This is a genomic window from Acrocarpospora corrugata, assembly GCF_009687845.1.
GTDB classification, from domain to species: Bacteria; Actinomycetota; Actinomycetes; order Streptosporangiales; family Streptosporangiaceae; genus Acrocarpospora; species Acrocarpospora corrugata.
This window is the reverse complement of record NZ_BLAD01000111.1, coordinates 14,353-27,442: the sequence shown is the minus strand read 5'-3', so window position 1 is coordinate 27,442 and position 13,090 is coordinate 14,353. Positions and strand designations below refer to the sequence as shown.

Here is a 13,090-nt window from a genome sequence, read left to right as displayed (position 1 = left end):
CCCCCTCAAGTGACCGCACACACTCCACCCCATCTATCTCCTCAGCACTGGGATGAACCACAACAACCTCCATCCCAACCCCCTTATAAAACCCCAAAAACATACTCCCAAACCCCTTCTTCCCCTTCGCCGAAGCCCCCACCACCCCCACCTTCCGCGGCCTAAACAACCGCGAAAAATCAGTAACGTGCTTCTCCCACTCACCCACCCTCTGTTCACCTTCGGGCTCCGCCCGCCCCCGTCGTTGCGCTAACCGGGCATCAGGCGTTTCCGCCTTGCCGTGGTCTTCCCACTCACCCGCCCTTTGTTCACCTTCGGGCTCCGCCCGCCCCCGTCGTTGCGCTAGCCGGGCATCAGGCGTTTCCGCCTTGCCGTGGTTCTCCCACCCACCGACTCTCTGTTCTCCCTCGGGGCTCCGCCCCGCTCCCGTCGTTGCGGAGTTCTCGCGTTCACTCATCCGCTGATCGCGCTCGGGGCCTTGCTCGGCTCCAATCGTTGTGGGATTCGCATCCTCACTCAGTCCTGCATCGGCCTTGCCGCTTTCGCGCTGGCCGGCGGCTATTTGGTCTTGCGCCCGGTCGTTTTCATGTTGGGCCTGGTTCTCCCACTCACCGACCCTTTGTTTCCCTTCAGGGCTCCGCCCTGCCCCCGTCGTTGCGGGGGACTGGCTCGCGCCCGCCATTGCCTCGTCGCTCTCTCGGGCGCTTTCATGCCGGCGCGCGGGGCCATGGTCATCTGACGCGATGCTGCGTCGGACCTCCCCGAGTCCGGCACCTGCCTGGTTCAGCACGTGCCGCCGCGCTCTCGACCCGATTGGCCTCGCCGGAAGGTAACGGGCGTCCACCGCGATCGCGCCCTCCGGAGTAGCGATTACCGGATTGAGCTCGAATTCGCCCAGCGACAGATCACGCCAGAGCCCGTCCTCGCCGCCGAGTTTGAGCAGGATGTCGACCACCGCATCAACATCAACCGCCGGTCGTCCGCGATAGCCGTACAGCAGCGGAGCGGCCTTGAGGGAATTGAGGAGGGTGCGGGCGTCGTAAGGGGTGATTGGGCAGAGGCGGAGGGAGGTGTCGTTCAGGGTTTCGGTCCAGATGCCGCCCAGGCCGGTTAGGAGGAGGGGGCCGAAGTGGGGGTCTTGGGTCAGGCCGATTATTAGTTCCAGGCCGGGGGGTGCTTGTTCTTCGATGAGGAAGCCGTTGATGGAGGGGACTCGGGTGAGGATTTCTTGGGCGGCTTGGGCGGCTTCTTGAGGGGAGTGGAGGTTGAGGCGCACTGCGCCTTGGTCGGATTTGTGGAGGAGGTGAGGGCCGTGGGCTTTGACGACCAAGGGTGGGGTGAGGGAAGCGGCGGCGGTGGGGATTTCGGCGGGGGTTGTGGTGGTGATGCCGTGGGGGACGGGGATGTGGTTGGCGCGGAGGAGGGATTTTATTTCGTGTTCGGGGAGGTGGGCTTTGATTGCGTGTTCGGGGCCGGGTGGTTCGGCGCGGTCAGCCGGCCCGTTGGGGGTTCGCATGGCGGTTAGGCCAGGTGCTCGTACTGGGTGCGGATTTCGCGGCGGAGGAGTTTGCCCGGGCCGCCGGAGGCGTCTTGGGAGTGGGGGAGGGATTCGGCGATGACGATGATGTCGGGGCGTTGGTGGGCGGGGAGTTTCTCGGTGAGAGTTGCGATGAGCTTTTCGGGGTCGAGGGTGTGGCCGGCGCGGGGGATTACGGCGAGGAGGATTTTCTGGTCGGTGGCTTCCTGGCCGTCGGGGTGGGCGGGGAGGCCGACGGCGCCGGCTTCGGTGACGTTGTCGAGGGTGGTGGCGGCTTCTTCGATGGCGGCGGGCTGGGACCAGGTGCCGGATTTGAGGATGGCGTCTTCGCGGCGGCCGTGGACGGTGAGGACGCCGGTGGGGGAGAGGGTGCCGAGGTCGCCGCCGGTGTACCAGCCGTCGTGGAGGACTTCGGCGGTTTTGTCGGGGAGTTTGTCGTAGCCGGTCATGCGATGAGGGCCGGTGAGGTGGATTTCGCCGACCTGGTCGGTGATGCGGGTTCCGGCGGGGTCGGTGACCTGGACGGCGCAGCCCGTACGGGCGCGGCCGGAGGAGCCGAGGGGGGTGGAACCGTCGTCGACGCGGCCGAAGCAGGTGTAAGGGGCTTCGGTCTGGCCGTAGTAGGAGAAGACGCCCGTGTCGGGGAGGCGGGATTTGATCCGGCCGAGCAGGGTGGCGGTGAGGGGCTCGCCGCCGAGCATGATCGCTCGCAAGGAGGAGAGGTCGGCGGCGAGGTGGTCGTCGGAGCCGAGAAGGGCGGCGTAGAAGGAGGGGATCTGGGAGACATGGGTGACTCGTTCGCGGGGGACGACTTTGAGGAAGTTCGCGGGGCCCCAGTCCTGTTCGAGGACGAGGCGCATGCCGGCGTACAGGGCGGGGCCGACGATGGCGGGGAAGCCGATGCCCCAGATGATGGCGCCGGTGCCGAAGACCGAGTCGGGGGAGCGGGGGACGTCGAGCCAGATCTGGGCGGTGGCCAGCGAGGAGGCGTGGGTGTGGATGACGGCTTTGGGCAGGCCGGTGGTGCCCGAGGTGTAGTAGAGGGCGAGCGGGTCGTCGCCGAAACCGGACAGTTCGGGTTCGGCGGGGCTCGCGGTGGCGGTGAGCGCGTCCAGGTCGACCGCGTCGTCGCCGGGGCCGCCGACTTTGATCCAGGTCGTGACCTGCGGGAGTTGCGGCCTGATCTGGGCGATGACCTCTTCGACCGTGCCGTCGTACACGAATGCCGTGGCTTCGGAGTGTTCGACCACCGCCTGCAGCGTCGCCACCGGCCAGTACGGGTTGAGCGCCGCCGTCACCACGCCCAGTTTGGCGTTCGCCAGGTAGACCTCGGCCACTTTGAGCGTCTCGTTGAGCAGCGCGGCCACCCGCTGCCCCGCCTCGATCCCGGCCTCGGCGAGCGCGTGCGCCCGCCGGTTGACGACGCGGTTGAGCTCCGCGTAGGTGAAACTCCGCGTGCCGCAGTAGGTCAGCGCCACCCGTTCCGGCGTGCGCAGGGCGTTCGCGGTGAGTACGGCGTAGGCGTAGTTGCCATAGGGCGACGGAGACATGGCATGCCTTTCCGGGATTTAACGGGGGTTCAGAGCGACGAGTAGACGACGAACACGTTTCCGGACGGATCACGCAGCACGGCACGCGTCTCGTGCGGCCCGGCCTCGGCCGCCCGGACCAGGGCGGCGCCCGCGTCAAGCAGCGCCGCCACCGCGGCCGTCAGATCATCAACCTGGTACGAGGGCGCTCCCACCCGCCCGGCAACCTGCTCTTCCGCCCCGACCAGGGCAACCGTCACCCCACCCCCATCAAGCGCCGCGAACCTATCCCCATCCCGAAATTTCACCCCAAGCCCCAGCGCGCCCGAATAGAAAGCGACCGCCCTCCCCAAGTCATCCACCGGAATCAGGAAATTTCCCACTCTGGTCATGCTGGTCTCCAAACGGGGAGGTCGTCCTCGAAGGTCAGCGTCACCGGCAGCCCGATCCGTACGTCCTCCGGCGCGCACCCCACCACCGAACCGAAGACCCGCACCCCCTCCGGCAGATCGACCCAGGCCAGCGTGTACGGCTCCCGCCCCCGATGCGACGCCACGAAACTCCGGTGCACCACGGTGAACGTGTGCACGGTTCCGTGGCCGAGCACGGAAGCCCAGGTCAGCGCGGTCGACCCGCAGCGCGGACAGTCAGCGGCGGGCAGGTGGATCCGGTGCGCGCACGCCGTACAGGTCTGAATGACCAGCTCGCCGCGGCGGCAGGCCTCCCAGTAAGGCGCGTAGGGGCTCATCGATCGCCAAGCTAGCGCACGCTTGGTTGGCCGACAAGGGTCAGCTGATGACCGGCCCGTCGCTCCCCAGGGTGGGCGAATCCTCCGGCTCCGGCTCTGGACATTTCGGACCCACAATGGTGAAGGTGTCAGACGCGCTGTCGCCCCCCGGCGAAGCCGAGACCTGGATCTTCCGCACGTCCGTGAAATCACACGCGGGCTGCCGGAACTGCGCAGAGAACGACCGGGAGTACTCCTTCGCCCCGGAAAGCGACGCGTCCTGGTTGGACGTGAACGGCGGCAGCGTGCGCTCGTTGTAGGTGATCGTCGAAGTGATCACCACCGCCAGCTGGATCGCGGACGTCGACCCCGACGTCACGTTCACCACGCCCGTCGTCCCGTTCCAGCTCCCGATCGAGACCGCCGGCGGTGCGCACTTCGGCCCGGACACCCGCACCGTCTTCGTCTGCGCTCCGTTCGCGGCAGCCGGATCGGTGGTGACGGTGACCCCGAATTCCGCCACCTTGTCGCAGTCCACCTCCCCAAGCCCCCCGGCGACACTCAACGGGTACGCCGTCTTGCCTGAGATCGTCGTCGACTTCGTCCGGACCGCCTTGCCGTCCCGGGAGAACGTCGCCATCACCTTCGCCGGACCGGGACCGTCGGTCTTGACCTCCAGCCCCGCGGCCTTACCGTCCCAACTGGCGATGAGCACGCTCTGCACGGCGGGCGGAGGACAGACCGGACCCTTGATCCGCGTCGTCTTGCTCACCGGGCCGCCCTTCGGCGCGGTCGCGATGGTGATCCTCCTGTGCACGGTCGTTCCGCAGGCCGGCGCGGTGAACGCGTCCTGCACCACCGGCGTGTACGCGGTCGCCCCCGCCAGCGGAATCGTCTGCGGCGGACGCGCGACCAGATGAGCGGTGTCCGGCCCTTCCGCGAAGATCACCCGTAACGAGACCGGCCGGGCCGCCGACGTCCGGATCCGCAACGCGGCCGACTGCCCGTCGAACGACGCGATCGACAGCCCCGTCACCCGCAATGGCGCGGGCGTGACCGTGGCCGTCGCCGTGACTGTGGGGGATACGGGCGGATTGACCACCGGCGGCTGCGCGACCGGAGTGCCGGTCACCTCCCCCGGCGGCTCGGTCACGGCGGCCTCGTCCGGTTCGGTCGGCTCCGCGGTCGCCTCGGTCGCCTCCACCGTCGGCTCGACCGGCTCACTCGTCTGGACCTGCGGCGGGGTGCGCAGCGTCGTCCCCTCCGACACCGGTGTGGCCCCGTTCGACGCGACCAGCACCGCGATCACGATCGCCGCCACCAGCGACCCGCCGATCGCGAACCTCGGCGCGAAATGCCCGAGCCGGTCCGACAGCACGGTCCGCGCCAGCGACGTCCCCACCTCCGGCACCGACGCCGGCCGCGCCAGCGGGAACAGCAGCGCCAGCAGCGTCGCCAGCTCGGCCAGATGCCGCCGCCCACGCTCCTCCCAGTCGGACCCGTACGCCGCGACCGCCGCCGCTTCGAGATCGGCCACGAACGCGCGCGCGGTCGCCGGACGATCGATCGGATTCTTCGCCATCCCCCGCCCGACCAGGGCCCGCACCGAGGACGGCACCTCCATGGTCGGAATCGGCGCATGCTGGTGCTGGTGCCGCAACCCCGCCAGATGATCAGCCCGGTACGGCTTGCGCCCGGTCAGGCACTCGAAGAACACGCAGGTCGCCGCGTACACGTCGGTGGCCGGGCTGGCCGGATTCGTGGCCCACTGCTCCGGCGCCATGTACGACGGCGTCCCCGCCGGAACCCCCGCCTCCCCGCGATGCGCCGCGATGCCGAAGTCGGCCAGTTTGCTGGCGCCGTCGGCCTGGATGAGCACGTTCTCCGGTTTGTAGTCACGGTGCACGATGCCCTGGGCGTGCGCGCTGGACAGGCCGAGCAGGGAACCCTTGAGCACGACCAGCGCCGCTTCCGGGCTGGTGGTGCCGTGCTCGGCGAGGATGCGCCGGAGCGGGACGCCGTCGACGAGTTCCATCACGATGGCGGCGTCGCCGTACGGGGACTGGACGTATTCGTAGAGTTTGACGACGTTGGCGTCCTGGAGTTCGACCATCAGCCGGGCTTCGCGCTGGAAGCCGGCCAGGAATTCCGGGTCGGTACGGAGTCGCTCGCTCAGGTACTTGATCGCCACGAACGCGCCGGTGGACTCGTAGGTCGCCAGTACGACCCTGCCACTGCCCCCGACGCCGAGCTCTCTTACTTCCTTGTATCCCGGAACCGTCCACTCGCTCACCGAAATAGCCCCCTCCTACGGCACTCGGCGCGAACAGCCATCTAACGCCGTGTACTCATACGAAGGTCTCACCTAGCCGTCAGCTTGTCACCGGAGCAGAAATGTCACCTATTCGCTGCAAACCGAATGGGTATAGATCAGGGTGAGACGGTAAGTTGGCCGAGCGCTTGGTTGGTTATGAGGAGGCTGGATGCCGCTGGACCTGCGGAAATTCGCCGCTCCCGGACATACTGCTGTGCTGGTGATGGAGATGCAGCGGGGCGTTGTCGGAGATATGGCGAAATTTCCTGACCTGGTGAAGGCGTGTGATCGGTATGGCGTTCTCGGGAATTCGGCCAGGGTGTTATCCGCTGCTCGGATGTCCGGAATGCCGGTCATTCAATGCACTGCCGCTTTTCGGCCAGATTGGGCGGGTTCGTTCACCGACAATTGCCCCTTTGTGGTCGGGCTGCTGAAGGATCCCACGCACATGCTCGACGGCACACCCGCAATCGAGATCGTTCCCGCCCTCCGTGCTCCCGAAGATCTGGAGTCCCGCCGCTATCACGGTTTCTCCCCCTTCACCGGCACCTCCCTGGACGTCACCCTCCGCGCGCTCCGCATCACCACGATCGTCGCCCTCGGCGTCTCCCTCAACCTCGGCATCCCCGGCCTCGCCCTCGAAGCCGTCAACCTCGGCTACCGCGTCGCCGTCGTGACCGACGCCGTCGCCGGCGTTCCCGACGACTACGCCCAGGCCGTCCTCCGCCACACCATCGCCCTCCTCGCCGCCCGCGTCACCACGGCAGACCTTCTCGCCGCCTGGGCCTAGGCAAGCAAGTGCTAGGTCATCTACCGTGCTCCCATGATGCCCGGCCTAGCCCTCACCGGCCGCCTGGCCGTCGTAACCGGCGGCGCCGGCGCCATCGGCTCCGCCATCTGCGCCGATCTCCTCTCCCTCGGCGCCCAAGTAATCGCCGCAGACCTGAAGGAACCACTCTCTCCGGCGGTATCAGCACTGGTGGATCTACGCGATCCCGATGACATCGCCGCGTTCTGTACGAATGCCGGCCCGGTCGACATCCTCATCCACAACGCGGGCGTATCCATCCTCGACTCGTTCGTCCAGAGCGATCCTGCCGACTGGGACCTCATGTGGGCGGTCAACCTCCGCGCCCCCATGCTCCTCACGAAACTGCTCCTCCCCGGAATGTCGGCACGAGGCTGGGGCCGCCTGATCTTCATCTCCTCCGACGGCGCGAAAGCCGGCTCCGGCGGCGAAGGCGCCTACGCTGCCACCAAAGCCGGCCTCTTCGGACTCGCCAGAACACTGGCCCGCGAGGCCGCTCGCGACGGCATCACCTCGAACGTCGTCTGCCCCGGCCCCACCGACACCCCCATGCTCCGCCACGTCGCCACCGACAACCCCGGCCTGATCGACAAGCTCACCAAAGGCATCCCATTGCGCCGACTCGGCACCCCAGAGGACGTCGCCGGACTCGTCGCGTACCTCTGCACCGACCGCGCCGCCTACATCACCGGCCAGACCCTCTCGGTCAGCGGCGGAATCACGATGCAATGACCGGCTCAGAGGCTGTCGTAGGTGGCCGCCACCAGGTGATACGCCCGAAGGCTCCCGCCCACCGCGTCCGCCAGCTTGTTCATCGTGTACGCGACGCCGAGCCCGTTCTCGACATCCCCCAGCCCGATCGACCCGCCGAGCCCGGTATGCCCGAATGCGGTCTCCTCGCCCGCGGCGGGGGTCAGGAAGGTGAGGGCGGGACGCATGTAGCCGAGCCCGAAAGAGCTGTCGATGTACAGGACGCGGTCGGGTCCTCGCACGCGACGCCGTACCGCGTCGGAGAGGGTTTCCGGGCGCAGGATGCGACCGGCGATGAGGTCGGCGTAGAAGGCGGCGAGGCCGCGTGCGGTCGCGACCATGCCCATGGCGGGCCAGCCTGCGCGCAGAATGACCGGATTGTTCGCGCCGCCGGGGAGCAGATGCACCGATGGGTTGCCCAACGCCCGATTCATCAGGCTGTCGCGATCCCGTGCGGCGGCAGCTATCGCGGTCATCGGGTTGGCGGGATCCCCGTCCTCGACTTCGATCACGGGCTCGGCCTGGGTTCGTTCGCCCGCCGACAGTCGCGCGGTCCGCTCGATCACGTCGGGGGGCGCGCCCAGCCACAGTTCCAGCCCGCGCGGGCCCGCGATCTCCGCGGACACCACGTCCCCGGCCGACTTCCCGGTCACCCGCCGGATGATCTCCCCGACCAGGAAGCCATAGGTCACCGCGTGGTAACCATGCGCAGTGCCGGGCTCCCACACGGGTGTCTGCGCCGCGATCCTGGCCGCGATCGCCGGTTGGTCCTCGAACTCCGCGACCGGAACCTGCTCCTCGATGGCGGGCAGCCCGGCCTGGTGGGTGAGCACATGCTCGACGGTCACGCTCGCGGTGCCGAACTCCGGCCAGTACTCCCGTATGGGCGCGGCCACGTCGATCAGGCCGCGCTCGGCCAGCAGCAACAGCGCGGTCGCCGTGACCGCCTTCGTGCAGGAATAGGCGAGAACAGGGGTATGCGCCCCCCACGCACGGCCGGTCGTCCGGTCGGCGACGCCGCCCCACAGGTCCACCACCCGCTCGCCGTCCAGAAAGACGGTGAACGCGGCGCCCAGCTCCGCGCCTTCCGCGAAGTGCCGCTCGAACACCTCACGTACCCGGAAGAAGCGGGGATCGCAGTGCCCGCCGATCGCCATGTCCACCCCCATGAAAGTGAGCGCTTGCTTGGTTTCGGAGCCTAACAACTGGGGTCGTTTCGGCCCAGACGATCAGCGCGGAACATTGAATCTTCTTTCCGGCGAAGTCGTCCTGAACGCCCTGGCCGCCGCCACGACCGGCCAGGTCATCAGCCTGTCCATGCCGATCAGGGGCGCGACCTCGTCCCCCGCCCCCACCACGATCCCGCACCTGCGCGGACGCCCGCTGCCGCAACATTTCATGTCCGTGGACGGTGGCGACTACGCGGCGGGCGTGCGCCCGATCGGCGCGGGACTGCGGGTGGCCGACGACGCGCTGCTCGTCTCCCCGCACGGCACGACCACCCACATGGACGCGCTCTGCCACATGTGGTCCGGCGAATCCCTCTACAACGGCCACCCCGCGTCGCGGGTCCGCTCATACGGCGCGACCCGCTGCGGCATCGAAACAGTCGGCGGCGTGGTCGCGCGGGGCATCCTCTTCGACGTCCCCCGCCATCTCGGCCTGACCCACCTGCCCGCCGATTTTCGGATATCCGCCGACCTGCTGAAAGAGATCACTGACGACCTCCGCCCCGGCGACGTCGCCGTGATCAGAACCGGCTGGCCGCTCACCTGGGCACGTTCCCCCGACGAGTACTGGTCCGGCCAGCCCGGCCTCGCCGCCGACGCCGGCCGCTGGCTCGCCGAACACGATCTCGCCCTGGTCGCCTCCGACAACGCCGCGATCGGCGGCCTCAACCCCCGCCAACTGGCCGACGAGACCCTGGCCGACGACCTCCACCTCATCCTGCTCTGGCGGCACGGCATCCACCTCGCCGAAATGCTCTGGCTGGAAGACCTGGCCGACGCCGCCCCCGACCACCCGTTCGTCTTCGTCGCGGCACCCCTGAGAATCGAAGGAGGCACCGGCAGCCCGATCAACCCGCTGGCGATCCTCTAGCAGCCGCAACTCCAGCGGGCCACCATCCACAAGGTCGGATACGCCAGCAGGAGGATCGCCAGCACATAGCTGGCGTTCCAGCGCGCGATCCGGAACGTGTCCACCCGGAACCGGGATTGCAGCACCACGTTCAACCCGGAGAGCGGCCCGCCCGCCGCCTGGATGCCCCAGGCGATCAGCCCGGTCATCGCGAACAGCGTCGGGTCGGGATGGAGCGGGGCCAGCATGCTGGCCGCCACCGCCAGCGAGATGACCGGATGCACCCCGATCGCGGAGAAGATGACCATCACCAGCACCAGCGCCCACGCCTCCGGCACGCCGAACCTCGTCACCGGCGGGTCCAGTGGCACCACGTCGAGCATGGCCGCGAACCCCGCGGTGAGCAGGCCGGCGGACAGGAACATGGACAGTTCCCCGCTCATCGCCGGCAGGCTGCGGCGAGCGTGCGCGACCAGGCGTCTGGTGGCCCGGCGCGGAGTCCGTACCAGCAGCAGAGTGATCGTGAGTGCCGGGGCGCAGACCATGATGACCCCGGTGACCGGTACGCCCGGGAGCAGCACGTGCGCCAGGACCACCAGGATCACCAGCGCCATCGGCAGCCGCAGCGCCCCGAGCGTCAGCGGATAGCCGCGGAAGTCCTTCACCGCCGGGCCGAACGCCCGGGTGATCTGCAAACAGCTGATCGTCAGGGCGGCCAGGGCGAGCGCGCCGCCGACCGTCATCAGGATCGGCAGCCGGGCCGCCGGAGCGTAGGTGAGCGCCGCCGCCGAGGCCCCCCAGAACGGAGACCAGAACGCCCCCGCCGAATACCCGCGCGACAGCACCAGCAACTCGGCCCGCGGCAGCGGAATCTTACGAAAAATCCGGTTGGCGATGATGTCCAGCGCGGTCAGGTTGATGACCGAACCCAGCACGTGCACCGCCATCGTCGTCTGCCACACCGCTGACCGCCCGGTCGGCGCCCGATGATCGCCGGTACGCCCCCGCGGCGCCACCAGCCGGACGAACGAGATGGCGGCCAGCATGCTGATCATCGGCTGGTTGGCCGCCAGCGCCAGCCGCCAGTCCGGGGTCACCCCGTGCGCCAGCCCGATCCCGATCCCGATCGCGCCCAGCGCGGCCAGCAGGATCACGATCGCCCGATATCGCCGGCTCAGCCGTCCGAGCAGCAGAATCCCGGCCGCCCACGAGGCCACCCCGGCCGCGAGCATGGCGGGACGCCAGACCAGCCCCGCGATCGTGAGCATGATCGCGATGGCGAGCAGGGCGGCGGGCAGATGCCGGAACCAGGGGGAGCGGGTCACCGGCCTAAGCCGCGAGCTCGTGCAACACCTTGCCCAGGCCGGCCTTCAGCTCAAGCCCGATCCCAGGCGCGTCCGGCAGCCGGACGTAACCATCCTCGATCCCGTAACCATCGGCGAACCCGCCGAACGGCGCGAAAATCCCCGGATACGACTCGCACCCGCCCAGCGGCGTCGCGGCCGCGATGGCGAGGTTGAACTGGTGGCCGCCGTGCGGAACACACCGCGTCGCGCTCCACCCGGCTTCGTGCAGCGCGGCCAGCGTGTGCCGGAACTCGGTGAAGCCGTAGCTGAGCGCGGGGTCCATCTGCAGCACGTCCCGATCTTCACGCAGACCGCCGTAACGCGCCAGATTCCGGGCATCCTGAAAGGACATCAGGTTCTCCCCGGTCGCCAGCGCTCCCGGGTAGCGCGCGGCCAGTTTGGCGATCGCGGCATAGTCCAGCGGATCGGTCGGCTCCTCATACCAGTGCAGCGGGTACGCGGCGAGCGCGTCACCATAGGCGATCGCCTCCTCGCCGGTGAACCGCCCATTGGCGTCCACGGCGAGCGTGCACCCCTCGGGCAGCACAGCCAGCACCGCCTCCCACCGCCCTACGGCTTTTATGCCACCTCCAAGATCACCATCTCGCGGCGGCCAAGGCCGACGGCGTTCCGGTGGACGCGCCGCTGACCGTGTCGGCGCGGGAGGGCTTCATCCTGCGGGCCGACGAGAGCATCCAGCTCATCGCGCAGGCGCTCACCTCGATCGGGCTGACCAACGTGAAGAGCGAGATGCGGGAGACGGCCAAGTTCGAGGAGGCGTGGACGGCCGGTTACCCGGCGATCACGCCGGAGCGCGGGCTGATCGGCCTGCAGCAGCACGGCAACGAGTTGATGGACTACAGCTCCAGCATCGAGGGGTACTACGCCTGCAAGGGCGCCACCTCGGCGTACTGCGACCCGGAGCTGGAGAAGAAGATCGCGGCGGCGAACCAGCTGGCCGGCGCCGAGCGCGACACCGCGCTGAAGGAGATCGCGCAGTACGTCTACGACCGGTTCGTGGTGGTCCCGGTCGGACAGCCGAGCTTCTACTTCGCGATGGCCGCCAACATCGACTGGAAGCCCCGCCTGGACGGCTTCCTGCTGGTCAAGGAGATCAAGCTGGGCGCGGCCGGCTAGGCCGTACCCGTCTCGGGGGCGGGGCTTCGCGGCCCCGCCCCCGTCCACCCTTACTGAGGAGAACGATGAGCAACAACCCGCTGATCACCCGCTGGCAGGCCGGCCAGGTCACGTACGGCGTCTGGTGCACCATGCCCGGCTCGGTGCCCGCCGAGATGATCGCCCGCCAGGGCGTCGACTACTGCTGCGTCGACTACCAGCACGGGCTGATCGAGCACTCCACTGGCGTGCCGATGATGCAGGCGATCGAGGCGGGCGGCTCGGTGCCGATCGCCCGGGTCAACTGGAACGAGACCAACCGCATCATGCAGGTCCTGGACGCGGGGGCCAGGGGCGTGGTGGTGCCCATGGTCAACAACGCCGAGGAGGCGGCCCGCGCCGTCAGCGGGTTCCGTTTCCCGCCGCACGGCGGGCGCTCCTACGGTCCGGTACGCGCCCGCGAGGTGCTCGGCACCACCAACCCGGAAGAGCTGGCCGACCAGGCCTGCATCATCATGATCGAAACCGTGGACGGCATCAGGAACGTCCGCGAGATCGCCGCCGTGCCCGGCGTGGACGCGCTGTACATCGGCCCGAGCGATCTCGCTCTCTCGCTCGGCCTGCTGCCCAACCACACCCCGCCGGACCCGCGCTTCGTCGAGGTGATCGACGAGATCAGGGCCGCCTGCCTGGACCACGGCATCGCCGCCGGCATCCAGTGCGCCAACGGCGAGGACGCGGCCAAGTACACCGAGCAGGGCTTCACCATGATCACGATCGCGTCGGACGCGCCGCTGCTGGCCAGCGCCGTGCGGGCCAACCTGGCCACCGCCAAGGGCGGTCCCGCCGGTGGCGCGCGGCCGACCGGAAACTACTAACTCCCC

13 protein-coding genes are annotated in these 13,090 nt (G+C 68.7%); 5 read left to right on the top strand and 8 right to left on the bottom strand.

All coding sequences use genetic code 11. The features are described 5' to 3' along the window. From Acor_RS38680 to Acor_RS38660, 5 genes are all read right to left on the bottom strand, one after another. Nucleotides 1-1,516: acetate--CoA ligase family protein (locus Acor_RS38680; RefSeq protein WP_174876258.1), on the bottom strand; the 1,516-nt coding region annotated here is incomplete at its 3' end. A gap of 5 nt (nucleotides 1,517-1,521) precedes the next feature. Then, on the bottom strand, nucleotides 1,522-3,087 hold the full coding sequence (locus Acor_RS38675) for a class I adenylate-forming enzyme family protein (RefSeq protein ID WP_155341743.1): 1,566 nt from the start codon (nucleotides 3,085-3,087) through the stop codon (nucleotides 1,522-1,524). A gap of 29 nt (nucleotides 3,088-3,116) precedes the next feature. Beyond that, nucleotides 3,117-3,458 carry a VOC family protein gene (locus Acor_RS38670; RefSeq protein ID WP_155341742.1) on the bottom strand — a complete coding sequence of 114 codons (342 nt, stop codon included), beginning with the start codon at nucleotides 3,456-3,458 and terminating at the stop codon, nucleotides 3,117-3,119. Next, complete coding sequence (locus Acor_RS38665) at nucleotides 3,455-3,814, bottom strand: Zn-ribbon domain-containing OB-fold protein (protein WP_155341741.1); 360 nt, start codon at nucleotides 3,812-3,814, stop codon at nucleotides 3,455-3,457. Before Acor_RS38665 ends, Acor_RS38670 begins: the two co-directional genes overlap by 4 nt. 40 nt (nucleotides 3,815-3,854) lie before the next feature. Next, nucleotides 3,855-6,086: a serine/threonine-protein kinase gene (locus Acor_RS38660; RefSeq protein WP_155341740.1), complete on the bottom strand. Its 2,232-nt coding sequence runs from the start codon at nucleotides 6,084-6,086 to the stop codon at nucleotides 3,855-3,857. Between the two features lie 190 nt (nucleotides 6,087-6,276). Between Acor_RS38660 and Acor_RS38655 the strand changes: the two genes are divergently transcribed. Then, nucleotides 6,277-6,897 (top strand): cysteine hydrolase family protein, encoded by a 621-nt coding sequence (locus Acor_RS38655; protein WP_155341739.1) that lies wholly within the window; start codon nucleotides 6,277-6,279, stop codon nucleotides 6,895-6,897. A 36-nt stretch (nucleotides 6,898-6,933) separates the two neighbouring features. Then, nucleotides 6,934-7,647 carry an SDR family NAD(P)-dependent oxidoreductase gene (locus Acor_RS38650; protein WP_155341744.1) on the top strand — a complete coding sequence of 238 codons (714 nt, stop codon included), beginning with the start codon at nucleotides 6,934-6,936 and terminating at the stop codon, nucleotides 7,645-7,647. Nucleotides 7,648-7,652: 5 nt separating this feature from the next. On the opposite strand, the gene Acor_RS38645 is transcribed toward Acor_RS38650, so the two are convergent. Further along, nucleotides 7,653-8,834, bottom strand: coding sequence for a serine hydrolase domain-containing protein (locus tag Acor_RS38645; protein ID WP_170317311.1), 1,182 nt, complete (start codon nucleotides 8,832-8,834; stop codon nucleotides 7,653-7,655). Between the two features lie 16 nt (nucleotides 8,835-8,850). Here Acor_RS38645 and Acor_RS38640 point away from each other — a divergent pair, with 16 nt between their 5' ends. Next, entirely contained in the window at nucleotides 8,851-9,765 is a 915-nt protein-coding gene (locus Acor_RS38640) for a cyclase family protein (RefSeq protein ID WP_174876257.1), read from the top strand. On the opposite strand, the gene Acor_RS38635 is transcribed toward Acor_RS38640, so the two are convergent. After that, the gene (locus Acor_RS38635) at nucleotides 9,762-11,069 is read right to left on the bottom strand and encodes a hypothetical protein (protein WP_155341736.1); all 1,308 of its coding nucleotides are present in this window, start codon (nucleotides 11,067-11,069) and stop codon (nucleotides 9,762-9,764) included. The genes Acor_RS38640 and Acor_RS38635 overlap by 4 nt on opposite strands. 4 nt (nucleotides 11,070-11,073) lie before the next feature. Continuing rightward, nucleotides 11,074-11,673, bottom strand: coding sequence for an enolase C-terminal domain-like protein (locus Acor_RS38630; protein ID WP_155341735.1), 600 nt, complete (start codon nucleotides 11,671-11,673; stop codon nucleotides 11,074-11,076). A 50-nt stretch (nucleotides 11,674-11,723) separates the two neighbouring features. Here Acor_RS38630 and Acor_RS38625 point away from each other — a divergent pair, with 50 nt between their 5' ends. Together Acor_RS38625 and Acor_RS38620 are read left to right on the top strand one after the other, a co-directional pair. Further along, nucleotides 11,724-12,227, top strand: a complete 504-nt coding sequence (locus Acor_RS38625; RefSeq protein WP_155341734.1) for a periplasmic substrate-binding domain-containing protein — start codon at nucleotides 11,724-11,726, stop codon at nucleotides 12,225-12,227. Nucleotides 12,228-12,292: 65 nt separating this feature from the next. Further along, the gene (locus Acor_RS38620; RefSeq protein WP_155341733.1) at nucleotides 12,293-13,084 is read left to right on the top strand and encodes an HpcH/HpaI aldolase family protein; all 792 of its coding nucleotides are present in this window, start codon (nucleotides 12,293-12,295) and stop codon (nucleotides 13,082-13,084) included. Nucleotides 13,085-13,090: the final 6 nt, after the last annotated feature.

Coding starts and splice junctions, on each gene's coding strand:
- Acor_RS38665 (WP_155341741.1), bottom strand. CDS start 3,814: ATGAGCCCCTACGCGCCTTACTGGGAGGCCTGCCGCCGCGGCGAGCTG.
- Acor_RS38675 (WP_155341743.1), bottom strand. CDS start 3,087: ATGTCTCCGTCGCCCTATGGCAACTACGCCTACGCCGTACTCACCGCG.
- Acor_RS38620 (WP_155341733.1), top strand. CDS start 12,293: ATGAGCAACAACCCGCTGATCACCCGCTGGCAGGCCGGCCAGGTCACG.
- Acor_RS38650 (WP_155341744.1), top strand. CDS start 6,934: ATGCCCGGCCTAGCCCTCACCGGCCGCCTGGCCGTCGTAACCGGCGGC.
- Acor_RS38670 (WP_155341742.1), bottom strand. CDS start 3,458: ATGACCAGAGTGGGAAATTTCCTGATTCCGGTGGATGACTTGGGGAGG.
- Acor_RS38655 (WP_155341739.1), top strand. CDS start 6,277: ATGCCGCTGGACCTGCGGAAATTCGCCGCTCCCGGACATACTGCTGTG.
- Acor_RS38645 (WP_170317311.1), bottom strand. CDS start 8,834: ATGGGGGTGGACATGGCGATCGGCGGGCACTGCGATCCCCGCTTCTTC.